Annotated in this window: 14 protein-coding genes; 4 read left to right on the top strand and 10 right to left on the bottom strand. The window is 43.9% G+C overall.

The genetic code is table 11. From position 1 onward, the window contains the following. Positions 1–36: 36 nt before the first annotated feature. The 8 genes from dapB to udk all read right to left on the bottom strand — a co-directional run bounded on the left by dapB (position 37) and on the right by udk (position 7602). The gene (gene dapB / locus SD449_RS13630; protein ID WP_318311317.1) at positions 37–738 is read right to left on the bottom strand and encodes a 4-hydroxy-tetrahydrodipicolinate reductase; all 702 of its coding nucleotides are present in this window, start codon (positions 736–738) and stop codon (positions 37–39) included. A gap of 3 nt (positions 739–741) precedes the next feature. Continuing rightward, positions 742–1395 (bottom strand): DUF5683 domain-containing protein, encoded by a 654-nt coding sequence (locus SD449_RS13625; RefSeq protein ID WP_318311316.1) that lies wholly within the window; start codon positions 1393–1395, stop codon positions 742–744. Then, complete coding sequence (locus tag SD449_RS13620; RefSeq protein ID WP_318311315.1) at positions 1388–2293, bottom strand: ParB/RepB/Spo0J family partition protein; 906 nt, start codon at positions 2291–2293, stop codon at positions 1388–1390. The genes SD449_RS13625 and SD449_RS13620 overlap by 8 nt, the downstream gene beginning before the upstream one ends. After that, positions 2294–3067 (bottom strand): ParA family protein, encoded by a 774-nt coding sequence (locus tag SD449_RS13615; RefSeq protein ID WP_318311313.1) that lies wholly within the window; start codon positions 3065–3067, stop codon positions 2294–2296. Between the two features lie 134 nt (positions 3068–3201). Beyond that, positions 3202–5289 (bottom strand): methylmalonyl-CoA mutase, encoded by a 2088-nt coding sequence (gene scpA / locus SD449_RS13610; protein ID WP_318311312.1) that lies wholly within the window; start codon positions 5287–5289, stop codon positions 3202–3204. After that, complete coding sequence (locus tag SD449_RS13605) at positions 5282–6667, bottom strand: methylmalonyl-CoA mutase subunit beta (RefSeq protein ID WP_318311310.1); 1386 nt, start codon at positions 6665–6667, stop codon at positions 5282–5284. The genes scpA and SD449_RS13605 overlap by 8 nt, the downstream gene beginning before the upstream one ends. After that, entirely contained in the window at positions 6660–6992 is a 333-nt protein-coding gene (locus tag SD449_RS13600; protein WP_318311309.1) for an FtsB family cell division protein, read from the bottom strand. The genes SD449_RS13605 and SD449_RS13600 overlap by 8 nt, the downstream gene beginning before the upstream one ends. Before the next feature lies 1 nt (position 6993). After that, positions 6994–7602 (bottom strand): uridine kinase, encoded by a 609-nt coding sequence (gene udk / locus SD449_RS13595; protein WP_318311308.1) that lies wholly within the window; start codon positions 7600–7602, stop codon positions 6994–6996. 194 nt (positions 7603–7796) lie between these two features. On the opposite strand from udk, the gene SD449_RS13590 reads away from it, so the two are divergent. The 3 genes from SD449_RS13590 to SD449_RS13580 are packed head-to-tail and all read left to right on the top strand — an operon-like array spanning position 7797 to position 11278. Continuing rightward, complete coding sequence (locus tag SD449_RS13590; RefSeq protein ID WP_318311307.1) at positions 7797–8282, top strand: acetyl-CoA carboxylase biotin carboxyl carrier protein subunit; 486 nt, start codon at positions 7797–7799, stop codon at positions 8280–8282. Between the two features lie 6 nt (positions 8283–8288). Beyond that, entirely contained in the window at positions 8289–9731 is a 1443-nt protein-coding gene (gene accC / locus SD449_RS13585; RefSeq protein ID WP_318311306.1) for an acetyl-CoA carboxylase biotin carboxylase subunit, read from the top strand. Positions 9732–9736: 5 nt separating this feature from the next. Beyond that, positions 9737–11278, top strand: a complete 1542-nt coding sequence (locus tag SD449_RS13580; protein ID WP_318311304.1) for an acyl-CoA carboxylase subunit beta — start codon at positions 9737–9739, stop codon at positions 11276–11278. Between the two features lie 94 nt (positions 11279–11372). Here SD449_RS13580 and SD449_RS13575 read toward each other — a convergent pair whose 3' ends face one another. After that, entirely contained in the window at positions 11373–11693 is a 321-nt protein-coding gene (locus tag SD449_RS13575; protein WP_318311302.1) for a GIY-YIG nuclease family protein, read from the bottom strand. 174 nt (positions 11694–11867) lie between these two features. Here SD449_RS13575 and SD449_RS13570 point away from each other — a divergent pair, with 174 nt between their 5' ends. Then, complete coding sequence (locus SD449_RS13570; protein ID WP_318311300.1) at positions 11868–13082, top strand: multidrug effflux MFS transporter; 1215 nt, start codon at positions 11868–11870, stop codon at positions 13080–13082. Here the strand turns inward: SD449_RS13570 and SD449_RS13565 are convergent, their stop codons facing one another. Continuing rightward, positions 13083–14162, bottom strand: coding sequence for an anhydro-N-acetylmuramic acid kinase (locus tag SD449_RS13565; RefSeq protein WP_318311298.1), 1080 nt, complete (start codon positions 14160–14162; stop codon positions 13083–13085). Positions 14163–14174: the final 12 nt, after the last annotated feature.

Genomic DNA, 14174 nt, shown 5'->3' with positions numbered 1-14174 from the left:
TTATTAGACTCTGGGTCTAAATTGTTGTTACGTTTTTTAATTCAGGTTTAACACATCCTTCATGCTAAAAACTCCTGTTTTTCCCTGTATCCATTCCGATGCGATTAACGCTCCCAGGGCAAACCCTTCTCGGTTATGGGCCTCGTGCTTTATTTCGATGGTATCCACGGAACTTTTATAGGAAATGGTGTGCGTGCCGGGTACGGCGCCTTCCCTTACGGACTTTATGGGGATGGTCCTTTCGCCGGATTCATCCAATTTCCAGTTTTCGTACGGAGTGTTTTCAATAATTCCCTCGGCAAGTGTAATGGCTGTGCCACTGGGAGCATCCAGCTTTTGGGTGTGATGTATCTCCTCCATGGAAATCTTGTACCTGTCCAGATCCGACATCATTTTTGCTAGCTGCTTATTGAGCTCGAAAAAGATATTCACCCCCAAACTAAAATTGGAAGCGTAGATAAAGGCGCTCTTGTTTTCTTTGCAAATATTGACAGCTTCTGAAAATTTATCCAACCAACCCGTGGTACCGCTGATTACGGGTACATTGTGCTGAAAACAACGGGTAATATTGTCAAAGGCGGCTTCGGGCGTGCTAAAATCTATCGCCACATCCATGGATTTATAATCCACATCTTGTGAAGGGTCGTCAATCTTGGCTACAATGGTATGGCCTCTGTCCTGAGCAATCTGCTCTATCATCTTTCCCATTTTGCCATATCCGAACAGACCAATTTTCATGCTTTAAAATTTTATGACCATGGCCACACCGTAGTTTGGCCTGTTGGTAAAAGGATTTATATCTAAATACGGATTGAAGTCCACCGCGAGGTCGTCGCTTACATTATACTGTTTAAGGTGGGAATCCACATTGGCGTCAATAATGTTCAGGGCGTAGAGCGCAATGGTAATCACCAAGGCCAAATCCCTGTCCCTTTGCGTATTTTCCTGAGCTTCCTGAAGTGCCTCGGAAGACACATCGGGGCCGCTGCCATCACCGTTGATATCCCAAAATTCATCATCCTCAAAACCTGCAAGACGGCGTTTAAAGGCACTGCGCGCTCTGCGATATTCGGTGTTGTTGTAGGAGTACACATAAATACCCGTACCGATTGCGCCCCAAACTATGGGAGCCTTCCAATATCTTTTATTGTAAATTTGTCCCAGACCGGGAAGAATGGCCGAATAAAAAGCCGCCTTGCTGGGTGCAAGGGGGTTAATGTCCCTCTGTTTGGTGACTTCTTCAAAGGTAATCCCGTCACCTTCTATATTCTGCGCAACGGAATCCACTTCTTTTGGCTGAGGTTGTTCTTTGCTTTCCTTTTCCTCCTTTTCCTGGGAAAACCCTAAGTGAAACAACAAAAAGGCAAAGAGCAATAAGAGAAGGTTTTTACTCACCTGTCAACAATTTTTTGATACGCTTAAAATCTTCCTCTGAATGAAAGGGTATCACAATTTTTCCTTTTCCGTTTTTTGATGTGGTAATATCCACTTTGGTAGCAAGGCGTTCTTTGATGGAATCCAAACTTCTGGAAACAAAGTCAGGAACATCGGCAGTGCTCTTCTTCTTTTGGGAGCCCGAACTCTGCGGTTCTTTGTAATTTTTCACCAATTGTTCCGTGGCCCTTACGGACAATCCTTCGGAAACCACTTTTTCATAAATGGCGATCTGCTCCTTTTTCTTATCAATATTGATCAGGGCCCTTCCGTGCCCCATACTGATAAATCCATCTCGCATTCCTGTTTGAATAATAGGGTCCAATTTGAGCAAACGTAGATAATTGGTAATGGTGGAGCGTTTTTTCCCCACACGGTCACTTAATTTTTCCTGTGTGATTTCAATTTCGTCGATCAGTCTTTGGTATGAAAGCGCTATTTCGATGGGGTCAAGATCTTGCCTTTGGATATTCTCCACCAAGGCCATTTCCAAGGATTCTTGGTCGTTGGCGATTCGTATGTAGGCCGGAATGGTTGCCAATCCCACCAATTTGGATGCCCGGAATCTGCGTTCACCGGAAACCAACTGGAATTTATTGAAATCCAGTTTTCTTACGGTGATGGGCTGTATGATGCCAAGTTCGCGTATGGAACTTGCCAATTCTTCAAGGGTTTCATCATTAAAATTGGAACGTGGCTGAAAGGGATTGACTTCAATGGAATCGATATCCAATTCTACCACATTACCTATAACCTTGTCCGCATTTTTATCCGAAACTGATTTGATATCATTGTCCGGATCATTTAATAGTGCGGACAGGCCTCTTCCCAGAGCCTGTTTTTTTGTTGCTTTCGCCATCTAAACTTTCTCCTTGTTTTTCTTCAAAATTTCGTTGGCTAAGTTAAGATAATTGGAGGCACCTTTACTGCTTGCATCATATTTTATGATACTCTCGCCATAACTCGGAGCCTCGCTCAGCCTTACGTTTCTTTGGATGATGGTGTCGAAGACCATATCCGCAAAGTGTTTTTTTACTTCTTCAACAACTTGGTTGGAAAGCCGCAATCTGGAATCGTACATGGTCAATAACATACCTTCGATGTCCAAATCGTTATTGTGTATTTTTTGCACACTTTTTACCGTGTTCAATAGCTTGCCAAGACCTTCCAGGGCAAAATATTCACATTGAATGGGTATCATTACGGAATCGGCCGCAGTAAGGGCGTTCAGTGTCAATAACCCCAAAGAGGGTGCACAGTCTATCAATACATAGTCATATTTGTCGCCCAAGTTCTTTAGGGCCTCTTTCATCATGTATTCACGATTGTCCTTATCCACCAATTCAATTTCTATGGCAACAAGGTCAATGTGCGCCGGTACCAAATCAACGTTGGGAGAATCTGTTTGTACGGTAACTTCTTCCACTTTCATGGTGTGTTCCAACAATTGGTACGTGCCATGTTCCACGGAATCCACATCAATACCAAGCCCAGATGTTGCATTGGCCTGGGGGTCGGCATCAATCAACAATACCTTTTTTTCCAATACACCCAAAGAGGCCGCAAGGTTTACCGTAGTGGTTGTTTTGCCAACACCGCCCTTTTGGTTTGCAATTGCAATAATCTTGCCCATTTCATAGTAAGTTAGGTGCTAAAAATACGATTATTTAGGATGCGATAAAATGTAATTTGTTAACAGGGGGTGAATAAACCTGACATTCTACGTTAATTAAAGTTAAAGTTTTACCGGCTAAAACGTTACCTGGTTCAATCCATCAAAATATGAAGTATTTCGGTGGCAGCCTCCGCGATTTTGGTACCCGGGCCAAAAACGGCCACCGCTCCGTTTTTCAATAAATGCTCGTAGTCCTGTTTTGGAATTACGCCACCTACAATGACAATGATATCTTCCCGACCATATTTTTTAAGTTCTTGGATAACTTCTGGAACCAAAGTTTTATGTCCGCCGGCAAGAGAGGAAATGCCCAGAATATGCACATCGTTTTCCACTGCTTGTTTGGCAACTTCGGTAGGAGTTTGGAACAATGGGCCAATGTCCACATCAAAACCGAGGTCGGCATATCCCGTGGCCACTACTTTGGCACCACGGTCATGGCCGTCCTGGCCCATTTTGGCCACCATTATTCGGGGCCTGCGCCCTTCTTGCTCCGCAAAGGCGTCGGCCAGTTTGCGGGCCTTTTCAAAGCTCTCGTCGTTTTTTATTTCTTTGGAATACACACCGGTAAAGGATTGGATTTTTGCCCTGTAGCGCCCAAACGCACTTTCCATGGCATCGCTTATTTCGCCAAGCGTGGCACGTTCTTTGGCAGCTTCTATCGCTAAAGCTAATAAATTTCCACGGTCAGATTGGTTTTTTGATGCTTTTTCGGCAGCGTTTCGGATAGCTTCTAGTGCTTGTTCAACCTTTTTGAAGTCCCTGCTATTGCGGATTTGGTCCAAACGGGCCATTTGTTGTCTGCGTACCTTGGCATTGTCCACTTCCAAAATTTGCAGGTCGTCTTCGTTTTCCAATCGGTATTTGTTCACACCGACAATAATATCCTGTGCGCTATCGATGCGCGCCTGTTTTTTGGCCGCGGCTTCTTCAATCCGCATTTTTGGGATGCCCTTTTCGATGGCCTTCGTCATTCCGCCCAATTTTTCCACTTCCTGAATCAGTTCCCAAGCATTTTCGGCAATCTCTTGGGTCAATTGCTCCACTTTATGGCTGCCTGCCCACGGGTCCACCGTTTTGGTGATATGGGTTTCTTGCTGAAGATAAATTTGGGTGTTCCGGGCTATTCTGGCAGAAAAATCCGTAGGTAGAGCAATTGCTTCATCCAAAGCGTTGGTATGAAGACTCTGTGTGCCCCCAAAGACCGCAGCCATGGCTTCAATAGTTGTTCTGGCCACATTGTTGAATGGGTCTTGCTCTGTTAAGCTCCATCCACTGGTCTGACTGTGGGTGCGAAGCATCGAGGATTTTGGGTTTGTAGGATTGAATTGTTGGACCAATTTGGCCCAAAGCATACGTCCTGCACGCATTTTGGCAATCTCCGCAAAATGGTTCATTCCGATACCCCAAAAGAAGGAAAGCCTTGGGGCAAATTCATCGATTTTCAGCCCTGCTTTTATCCCTGTCCGCATGTATTCAACACCATCGGCCAATGTATAGGCAAGTTCCATGGATGCTGGTGCTCCTGCCTCGTGCATGTGGTACCCAGAAATACTGATACTGTTGAACCTGGGCATGTTTTTACTTGTGAACTCAAAAATGTCTGCCACTAATTGCATGGAAGGGGTGGGAGGGTAGATGTAGGTGTTCCGTACCATGAATTCCTTCAATATATCGTTCTGGATGGTTCCTGATAGCTGTTCCATGGAAACTCCTTGTTCCAGACCTGCCACAATATAAAAGGCCATAATGGGAATCACGGCCCCGTTCATGGTCATGGAAACGGACATTTTGTCCAAAGGGATGCCGTTGAACAAAATTTTCATGTCTTCTACGGAGTCGATGGCAACTCCTGCTTTCCCCACATCGCCAACTACACGGTCGTTGTCCGAATCGTATCCTCGGTGGGTGGGTAGGTCAAATGCCACGGAAAGCCCTTTTTGCCCGGCTTCCAAGTTTCTTCGGTAAAAGGCATTGCTTTCCTCTGCGGTGGAAAACCCGGCATATTGGCGGATGGTCCAAGGCCTACTAACATACATGGTGGAGTAGGGACCGCGCAGGAATGGGGAAATACCCGCGGCAAAATTCTCGTGCCCGTAACTTTGGGTCTCATCCCGATAGTTATCGGAAGTACTCGACCTGACAGTCAGTTCCAATTGTTGAAGGTCTTTTCTACTCATCGTTCAATCTTTTTTGTTCAGATGCTTCGGCCAATCGTTTTTCAATAATGGGCACAATGATGGTTTTTCGTGCTTTTTGCTTCACGAAAGGGTAAAGCTCAAGGTCATCCTTCATACGGTCTTGAGGATTCTGATATTTGTTGGTGCCCAGCAGGATAATCTTTCCTTTATCAAAAAAATGCTGTTCCTTTTCAGCACTCTCTTTTATTTTCTGTTGAATGACACCTTTCTTTAGGCTTGCCAAAAATCCGCCAGTATTTTCTATTTGCTTGAAAAGCGCCAGGGCTTTTTCCGCCAATTGGTTGGTAAGAAATTCGATGTAATAAGCACCATCGGAGCATTTTGATGCTTCGGTCAAATAGGCTTCTTCTTTTAACAGCAACAACTGGTTGCGGGCAATCCGTTCCCCAAATGTATTTTCTTTATGATAAATGGCGTCGTAGGCCAAATTGCAGACTGTATCGGCACCTCCCAAAACCGCTGACATGCATTCGGAAGTGGTCCGTAGCATATTCACGTTATAGTCGTACAATGTTTTGTTGCGTTTTGATGGTGTTGCAAGGATATTGCAATCGCTTTGTACCCCATATTCCGATGCGAGGCTTTCCCAAAGCCATCGCAAAGCTTTTATTTTTGCGATTTCGAAGAAATAATTGCCTCCCACTGCTATTTTAAAGGTAATGGGAAAAGACTTCTCCTCAGGAGCGCTCGAAGTGATATGGTTCAAATATTCGTTCCCATGGGCCAATGCATACGCCAATTGTTGCACCATGTTGGCCCCGGCATTTTGATAGAGCGATGCATCGACTCCGATCATTAAAATCCCAGGGGTGCCTATAGAAACCAAATCCGTCAATAACTTATGGTCTTTTTCCAGATTGTGGTACCAATTGCCATCTTTGGTCAAATGTCCAATGATGTCAATATTCAGATGTGCCTTTGCTTTTTTTTCCTTTAGAAGGGAAATCAATTTTTTGATGGGTTCCAAAGCCAAAAACTCAAAATTGAAGTAGGTTTCCACTTTTTGCAAATCGATTCCGGAGAACAAGATTTCAAAATCAGTATTCTCGTTGGGTATGGTGAAAACCAAGCTCTCGACCCCTTTTTTTAGGATTTCCTGAGCCTCTTCATTGGCTTTTTGCTCATTACCGGCATAAATGGACTGGCCAATGGACCATTGGTGGTCTTTTGGCAATGAAAAGGTAGGGATGTTCTCAATATCTTCTTGATGATAAAAAGGCTTAACGTGGATTCCTTCCAGGGATTCCCAGACCAAGGTTTCGTTGTAGTCCGCCCCTTTAAGGTCCATCTGAATCTTTTGTTTCCATTGTTTTGCGGAAACTTCGGGAAATTCGCTAAATAGGCCGGTGTTATTCATCTTGTTTGTTCTTTAGACTATCTTCATATTCGATCAAGAATATCTCTTCATTGTCCTTTTTCATGTAGTACTTTTCACGGGCAAGTTTTTCCAATTCCTTTTCGTCCGACATTTTTTCCAGGATTTCCTTGTCCTTGGCAATTTCGTTTTTCAGAAAATCCTTTTCCTTCTCCAATTTATCGATTTCGTTTTCCAATTCCATATGAATCAAAAGGGAATTGGTGTCAAAAAAAGCCATCCAGATCACAAAAATGGTCAGCACCAAGATATAGGTGTTGGTCATTATCTTGAACCATTTCTTTTTCCTCAAGTCCTTTAGGCCCATATTACGATAGTTTATTGTTGATAATGGTTCTTACGATATCTACCGCAACTGTATTGTAATGATTGTTTGGGATGATGATATCCGCAAACTCCTTGGAGGGCTCAATAAATTGAAGGTGCATGGGCTTTACGGCGGTCTGGTATCTTGTGAGCACCTTTTTTAGGTCGTGCCCACGTTCCTGGGTGTCGCGTTGCAACCTTCTGATGAGCCGCTCGTCCGAATCGGCGTGAACAAATATTTTTATATCGAACATATCCCTTAATTTAGGATTGCTCAAGACCAATATGCCCTCAACGATCATTACCTTTCTTGGTGGGGTGGGAATGGTTTCCTTCATACGTGTTTCCTCTACAAAGGAATAAATCGGGGTATCCACGGTTTTGCCCTGCCTCAACAGTTTGATGTGCTCTATCAGTAGGTCAAAATCAATCGAATTGGGATGGTCGAAATTAATATGCGTCCTTTCTTCACGCGTCAGGTGGGAAAGGTCATTGTAATAAGAATCTTGGGAAATCACACCTACTTCGTCCGTGGGCAATTGCTCCACTATTTGGTTTACCACCGTTGTTTTTCCGCAGCCTGTGCCCCCGGCAATCCCTAGAATCAACATAGTTTGAATTTTGGCATCAAAAATACACAAATGATTACATCTCCTGTCTATGAACGATACTACATAATTAAGGATTAATAATAAGGAAATTAATGATCAATGTCATAATTAATCCTGCTTAATGGGTATAGCTTTGTATGAATTCTAATGCAATACCCTTATATTTATCAAGCTAACCTATGGAAACCTTTTTTATGGATAATTCATATACTGTCAAGGTTGGGGACGACTTTGACTTTGCACTTTCTGCGGATGCCATCTCTTCGTTGGATTTGATAAAAACAGGACCAGCAGCCTTTCATTTACTTAAGAATGGTATTTCATACCATATCAAAATTCTGGATTCTGATTTTAACAAAGGAAGCTATACTATTAGCGTGAACGGCAGTGAATTTCAAACTTCTATCCGAACACCCCTGGACGAACTCATTAAAAAAATGGGTTTTGCCACCAAAGCAGGCAAAAATATCGACTCCATTTCGGCCCCGATGCCCGGTCTTATCTTGGATATTTTGGTGAAAGAAGGTCAGGAAGTGAACGAAGAAGACCAATTATTGATTTTAGAGGCGATGAAAATGGAAAACATCATTACATCACCGCGCAAAGGTGTGATAAAAAGCATCAATGTATCAAAGGGAGCTGCTGTTGACAAGAAGCAATTGTTGATCGAATTTCAATAACACATCATGAAAAAGATATTGATTGCCAATCGTGGCGAAATTGCGGTCAGGGTAATGAAGACCGTAAAAAAAATGGGCATTAAGACTGTTGCCGTTTTCTCGGAAGCGGACAGGAATGCACCGCACGTACAATTTGCAGATGAAGCAGTTTGTATCGGGGAGGCACCATCGAACAAATCCTATCTTAAAGGAGACAGGATTATTGAGGTGGCCAAACAGCTTAATGTGGACGGCATTCATCCCGGCTACGGATTTTTAAGCGAGAACGCCGACTTTGCAGAAGCCGTTGAGAAAAGCGGAATCACTTTTATAGGGCCAAAATCAAAGGCCATTCGTATTATGGGAAGCAAATTGGCAGCCAAGGAAGCGGTAAAGGCCTACAATATTCCCATGGTGCCAGGTATTGATGAGGCCATCAGCGATGTAACCAAGGCACACGAAATAGCCAACGAAGTTGGATACCCGATATTGATAAAAGCCTCTGCAGGTGGCGGTGGTAAAGGAATGCGTATCGTGGAGAAAAAGGAAGATTTGGAATCAGGTATGAAACGCGCCATTAGTGAAGCTACATCAGCCTTTGGTGATGGTTCCGTTTTTGTTGAAAAATATGTAAAATCACCACGGCACATCGAGGTGCAAGTAATGGCCGATACCCACGGGAACGTGCTGCATTTTTTTGAAAGGGAGTGCAGTGTACAGCGCCGCCACCAAAAAGTAGTGGAAGAGGCGCCATCCTCCATTTTAACGCCAGAACTGCGAAAAGAAATGGGCGAGGCAGCTTGCAAAGTGGCCAAATCCTGTGATTATGTTGGTGCTGGTACGGTTGAATTTCTGATGGATGCCGACCACAATTTTTACTTTTTGGAAATGAATACCCGCCTGCAAGTGGAGCACCCTGTTACCGAATTGATCACTGGGGTGGATTTGGTCGAATTGCAGATCAGAGTGGCCCGAGGCGAAAAGCTTCCCATGAAACAGGAGGAACTTACCATAAAAGGTCATGCGGTGGAGCTTCGGGTGTATGCCGAAGACCCGTTGAACGATTTCTTGCCCAGTGTGGGGAGATTGGAGACCTATCAGTTACCAACTGGCGAAGGTGTTCGGGTGGACAATGGTTTTAGGGAAGGAATGGATATCCCCATTTATTACGACCCCATGTTGTCCAAGTTGATTACCTATGGTAAAACCCGTGAAGAAGCCATTGAACTGATGCTCGATGCCATTCAAAATTATAAAGTAAAAGGGGTGCAGACCACCTTGCCTTTCGGAAGTTTTGTGTTTTCCCATGAAGCTTTCCGCTCAGGAAATTTTGACACCCATTTTGTGAAGAATTATTATTCACCCGAAAAAATCCAGGAGCAAACCGCCAAAGAGGCAGAAGTTGCCGCCATGGTTGCCCTATATCAATTTTTGGAAGACAAAAAAATAGTAAGATTACCTTCAAACTGAATCCTATGGATCCCAAAATAAAAGCATTACAGGAAAAAATAGCCGAAGCCCATTTGGGCGGAGGGGAAAAGCGTATCGAAAAACAGCATCAAAAGAAAAAGTTGACGGCTCGCGAAAGGGTACTTTATTTTTTGGATGAGGGCTCTTTTGAGGAAATGGGAATTTTGGTTACCCACCGTACCACCGATTTTGGCATGGACAAGGAAATGTACTATGGTGATGGCGTAGTGACGGGCTACGGAACGGTAAATGGTCGACTGGTTTATGTGTATGCACAGGATTTTACTGTTTTTGGAGGCGCATTGTCAGAGACCCACGCGGAGAAAATCTGTAAGGTTATGGATTTGGCCATGAAGGTTGGGGTGCCCGTAATTGGGCTCAACGATTCTGGTGGCGCCCGTATTCAGGAAGGTGTGAAATCCTTGGGAGGATATGCCGATATTTTTTACCGTAATGTGCAGGCATCAGGTGTTATCCCACAAATTTCGGCCATTATGGGGCCTTGTGCTGGTGGAGCTGTTTATTCCCCTGCCATGACGGATTTCATCATAATGGTGGAAGAAACAAGCTATATGTTCGTTACGGGGCCGAACGTAGTAAAAACAGTGACCAATGAGACCGTGACTTCGGAAGAGTTGGGTGGTGCCAGTACACATGCCGTTAAGTCCGGGGTAGCCCATAAGACCTCTGCGAATGATGCCACTTGTTTGGACGATATCAGAAAGTTGTTGGATTATCTCCCACAAAACAATAAAGAGACTGCACCTTTATTGCCCTATAAACTCGGTGATGAGACAAGGGAGGAGTTATCAGGAATAGTTCCCGACAACCCCAACAAGCCCTACGATATGCACGATGTGATCAATGGCATAATTGATGGAGATTCGTTTTACGAGATCCATAAGGATTATGCGGAGAATATTATCACAGGATTTGCCAGATTGGGAGGGCGAAGCATCGGAATCATTGCCAACCAGCCTATGTTCTTAGCTGGGGTTTTGGGCGTGAAAAGTTCCCGAAAAGCGGCTCGTTTTACCCGTTTTTGTGATTCCTTCAATATTCCATTGTTGGTGCTGGTGGATGTTCCAGGATTTTTGCCAGGAACGGACCAAGAATGGAGCGGAATAATTGTGCATGGTGCCAAATTGCTCTATGCTTTGAGTGAAGCCACCGTGCCAAGAGTTACCGTAATCACCCGTAAAGCTTATGGTGGCGCCTACGATGTAATGAACTCCAAGCACATTGGAGCAGACTTTAACTATGCATGGCCCACGGCCGAGATTGCCGTAATGGGGGCCAAAGGCGCCAGTGAAATCATTTTTAGACGTGAAATTGCCGCAGCCGATGATCCAGAGGCCAAATTAAAGGAGAAGGAAGCTGAGTATGCCGATAAATTTGCCAATCCATACCGAGCAGCCAAACGAGGTTTTATCGATGAGGTGATTCTGCCCAAAGATACCCGAAGCAAATTGTTGAAGACGTTTGCTATGTTGGAGAAAAAAGAGGTACAGACCCCTTGGAAAAAGCATGGGAATATTCCGTTGTAGGATTAGTGCACAGACTTGACACGAATTGCAATAATTTCACGAAAAATAGAATTTAAAATAATAGAGGCTTGTCAGGTCGAGCGCAGTCGAGACCTCAATCTTGGTTTGGATTAAACTTATAATGCGAAGCATTTCTACATTCGGCTAAAATTTGAAGCACATCCATATTACCTGAGGCAAGGGCAAACTTCTTTTTGGCGCTCCACTTTTTTATTTTCTTTTCAAAATAGATGGCTTGCAAAACATCATTAAATTCTTGCTGAAAGATAAGCTGAACGGGTCTTCTTCGATAGGTAAAAGCCGTTTGGTTTGTTCCGCTTTGATGTTCGGCTAACCTACGGTCCATATTATCTGTAATTCCGGTGTAGGTTAATCCGTCAGCACATTTTAATATATAAACAAAATATAGTTTCATGATTTGGTGGGTCTCGACTGCGCTCGACCTGACACCAAACATAATAAAGTTTCTTAATTGGTCTCGACTGCGCTTTACCAGAGAGTCCCAAACATTCCAGAAATTATCAAAATCATAACATTAATACTTAAGTAAAACCTTTACTGGTACGTTGGGTATTCCTAATTTTGCCCAATGCAAAAGTTAAATCAGAAACCCAACTTCGAATTTGTGGCCATGATGGCCGCCCTGATGTCCATCGTGGCCCTGGCCATAGACGCCATTCTGCCTGCGATTTCGAATATTGGAACTGCAATCGATAGTACCGACCCTACGGACAACCAATTGTTGGTCACCATGATTTTTTTGGGACTGGGTGTGGGGCAACTTTTCTTTGGTCCTATTTCCGATAGTTTTGGAAGAAAGCCAGTGGTGTACATCGGTTTTATTATCTTTTTGTTGGCCAGTGTTATTTGTTTAATGGCCCCATCCTTAGAAATAATGGTGGTGGGAAGAATTCTTCAGGGGATTGGATTGTCTGCACCGCGTACCATATCCATTTCCATTATAAGGGATACGTATGAAGGTGATTACATGGCCAAGATCATGTCATTCGTGGTGGCATTTTTTATTTTGGTGCCCGTTGTTGCTCCAGCTATTGGAAAATTGATTTTGGATGCCGCAGGTTGGAAGGCCATTTTCTATGTTCAAATGTTCTTTGTTCTTGTAGTTGCCTTCTGGTTTTGGAAACGACAAAAAGAAACACTACACCCCGAGTACAAGATTCCGTTTACCCGCCATGTCTTTGTTGATGGGTTAAAGGAGTTCGTGAAATACAGGGAGACTGTGGCCTTTACATTGACATCCGGACTGGTGACCGGAGCTTTTTTGGTGTACCTGAGCTCTGCCCAGCACATTTTTGAAGATCAGTATGCCCTAAAGGAAATGTTTCCGTACATTTTTGCCGGACTTGCCATATCCATTGGTCTCTCCACTTTTTTGAACGGTACCTTGGTCATGCGTTTTGGTATGCGTAAACTTTCCCTAATGGCCACTATTGTTTTTTGCTTGGTAGCGATTACGTATTCCATCTTGTTCTTGAATTTGCCGAACCCCAGTATTTATGTTTTGGTCGGATTTTTATCCATCCAATTTTTCTGTCTTGGCTTTATGTGGGGGAATTTCCGTTCTATTGCCATGGAACCGATAGGGCACATTGCCGGAATAGGTGCAGCTATAAATGGATTTGTTTCCACGCTGTTGTCCATACCCATTGCCACTTTTATTGGGGAGTTTGTAAAGGATACTGTATGGCCCTTGTTTGCCGGTTTGGCGATATGCGGACTCTGTGCGCTGGCCATTTTTCTTTTGGTGAACAAACCCAAAAGAAAGCGAGTGGCCACTAGCTGATCAATTTACAGGAAAAAAGATTTCCCCGCTGCAGGAGTCCTTGTCGGCCCCGGTAACTGACTTTAGTACATTTGTCTTACCTTCCAAACGGAGAACGCCCATTAAAGCGAATACAAGAGCTTCCTTGTAAGCAATCAATGTTTTGTTTGGAATCACCACCTTTATGCTGTCCCCCAATTTCTCTTGGAGGGTATTCATAAAAAAGCCGTTCAGGGCACCGCCGCCTGTGGCCAAAAGTTTGCTATTTGGTTTGACTTTGTTCTTTTTGGCGGCAAATGCAATCTGCTCGCAATTGTGATGGATAAACGTATGCAGCAAATCTTCGTTGCTTATGTTGGATCCTTCGATCAGTGGAATAACCTCGGAGGTAAACCATTCGTATCCTGTTGATTTAGGATGAGGAAGGGTATAGTATTTTAAACTGTTGAGCTTTTGGAGCAGTTTGTGGTCCAAACTGCCCGAGCTGGCCAATTTACCATCTTCATCATAGGCCAGTCCCATTTTATGTGTGATGTAATTCAAAGGCATATTGGCCAATCCAATATCGTAGGCAATGCGTTGGCCATCTTTTTCAAAGGAAATATTGCTGATACCGCCTAAGTTCAAGCAGAAATCATATTCGTGAAAGAGCAATCGGTCGCCAATGGGTACCAATGGTGCGCCCTGTCCGTGGAGCGATACGTCCTTGGTCCTAAAATCACAAACGACCTGTTTTCCAGAAGTGTTCGCCAGTAATTGTCCATCTCCAAGTTGAAATGTGATACCTTCTTCCGGTCTATGGTGCGAAGTGTGGCCGTGACTCGCGATAAAATCGACCTCTTCTCCTAGGTCCTCCATCCATATTTTACTTTGTTTGCCGAGCCAGATGCCATAATCTTTGTGCAATTGTGCATGGTCCTCTTCGGATAGGTGGATCGCATTTTTGAGGTAATCCCGCATTTCGTCAGTGTAGTCGATTTCCGCAGTTTTTTTAATGGAAAAGTTCCATTTTCCCATGTCTTCCCAAATATGGCAGTACGCCATGTCCAGTCCGTCCAATGAGGTGCCGGACATCAATCCTAAAATTTTATAAATGGTCATATGGTCAAAGGT

Origin of the sequence: Flagellimonas crocea, assembly GCF_033441595.1 — a bacterium.
GTDB lineage: Bacteria > Bacteroidota > Bacteroidia > Flavobacteriales > Flavobacteriaceae > Flagellimonas > Flagellimonas crocea.
This window is presented reverse-complemented; position numbering and strand designations above follow the sequence as displayed.

Bases quoted from the DNA above. Each gene is read 5' to 3' on its own strand.
- dapB (WP_318311317.1), bottom strand. From the start codon at position 738: ATGAAAATTGGTCTGTTCGGATATGGCAAAATGGGAAAGATGATAGAG.
- SD449_RS13620 (WP_318311315.1), bottom strand. From the start codon at position 2,293: ATGGCGAAAGCAACAAAAAAACAGGCTCTGGGAAGAGGCCTGTCCGCA.
- SD449_RS13615 (WP_318311313.1), bottom strand. From the start codon at position 3,067: ATGGGCAAGATTATTGCAATTGCAAACCAAAAGGGCGGTGTTGGCAAA.
- scpA (WP_318311312.1), bottom strand. From the start codon at position 5,289: ATGAGTAGAAAAGACCTTCAACAATTGGAACTGACTGTCAGGTCGAGT.
- SD449_RS13605 (WP_318311310.1), bottom strand. From the start codon at position 6,667: ATGAATAACACCGGCCTATTTAGCGAATTTCCCGAAGTTTCCGCAAAA.
- SD449_RS13600 (WP_318311309.1), bottom strand. From the start codon at position 6,992: ATGGGCCTAAAGGACTTGAGGAAAAAGAAATGGTTCAAGATAATGACC.
- udk (WP_318311308.1), bottom strand. From the start codon at position 7,602: ATGTTGATTCTAGGGATTGCCGGGGGCACAGGCTGCGGAAAAACAACG.
- SD449_RS13590 (WP_318311307.1), top strand. From the start codon at position 7,797: ATGGATAATTCATATACTGTCAAGGTTGGGGACGACTTTGACTTTGCA.
- accC (WP_318311306.1), top strand. From the start codon at position 8,289: ATGAAAAAGATATTGATTGCCAATCGTGGCGAAATTGCGGTCAGGGTA.
- SD449_RS13580 (WP_318311304.1), top strand. From the start codon at position 9,737: ATGGATCCCAAAATAAAAGCATTACAGGAAAAAATAGCCGAAGCCCAT.
- SD449_RS13575 (WP_318311302.1), bottom strand. From the start codon at position 11,693: ATGAAACTATATTTTGTTTATATATTAAAATGTGCTGACGGATTAACC.
- SD449_RS13570 (WP_318311300.1), top strand. From the start codon at position 11,868: ATGCAAAAGTTAAATCAGAAACCCAACTTCGAATTTGTGGCCATGATG.
- SD449_RS13565 (WP_318311298.1), bottom strand. From the start codon at position 14,162: ATGACCATTTATAAAATTTTAGGATTGATGTCCGGCACCTCATTGGAC.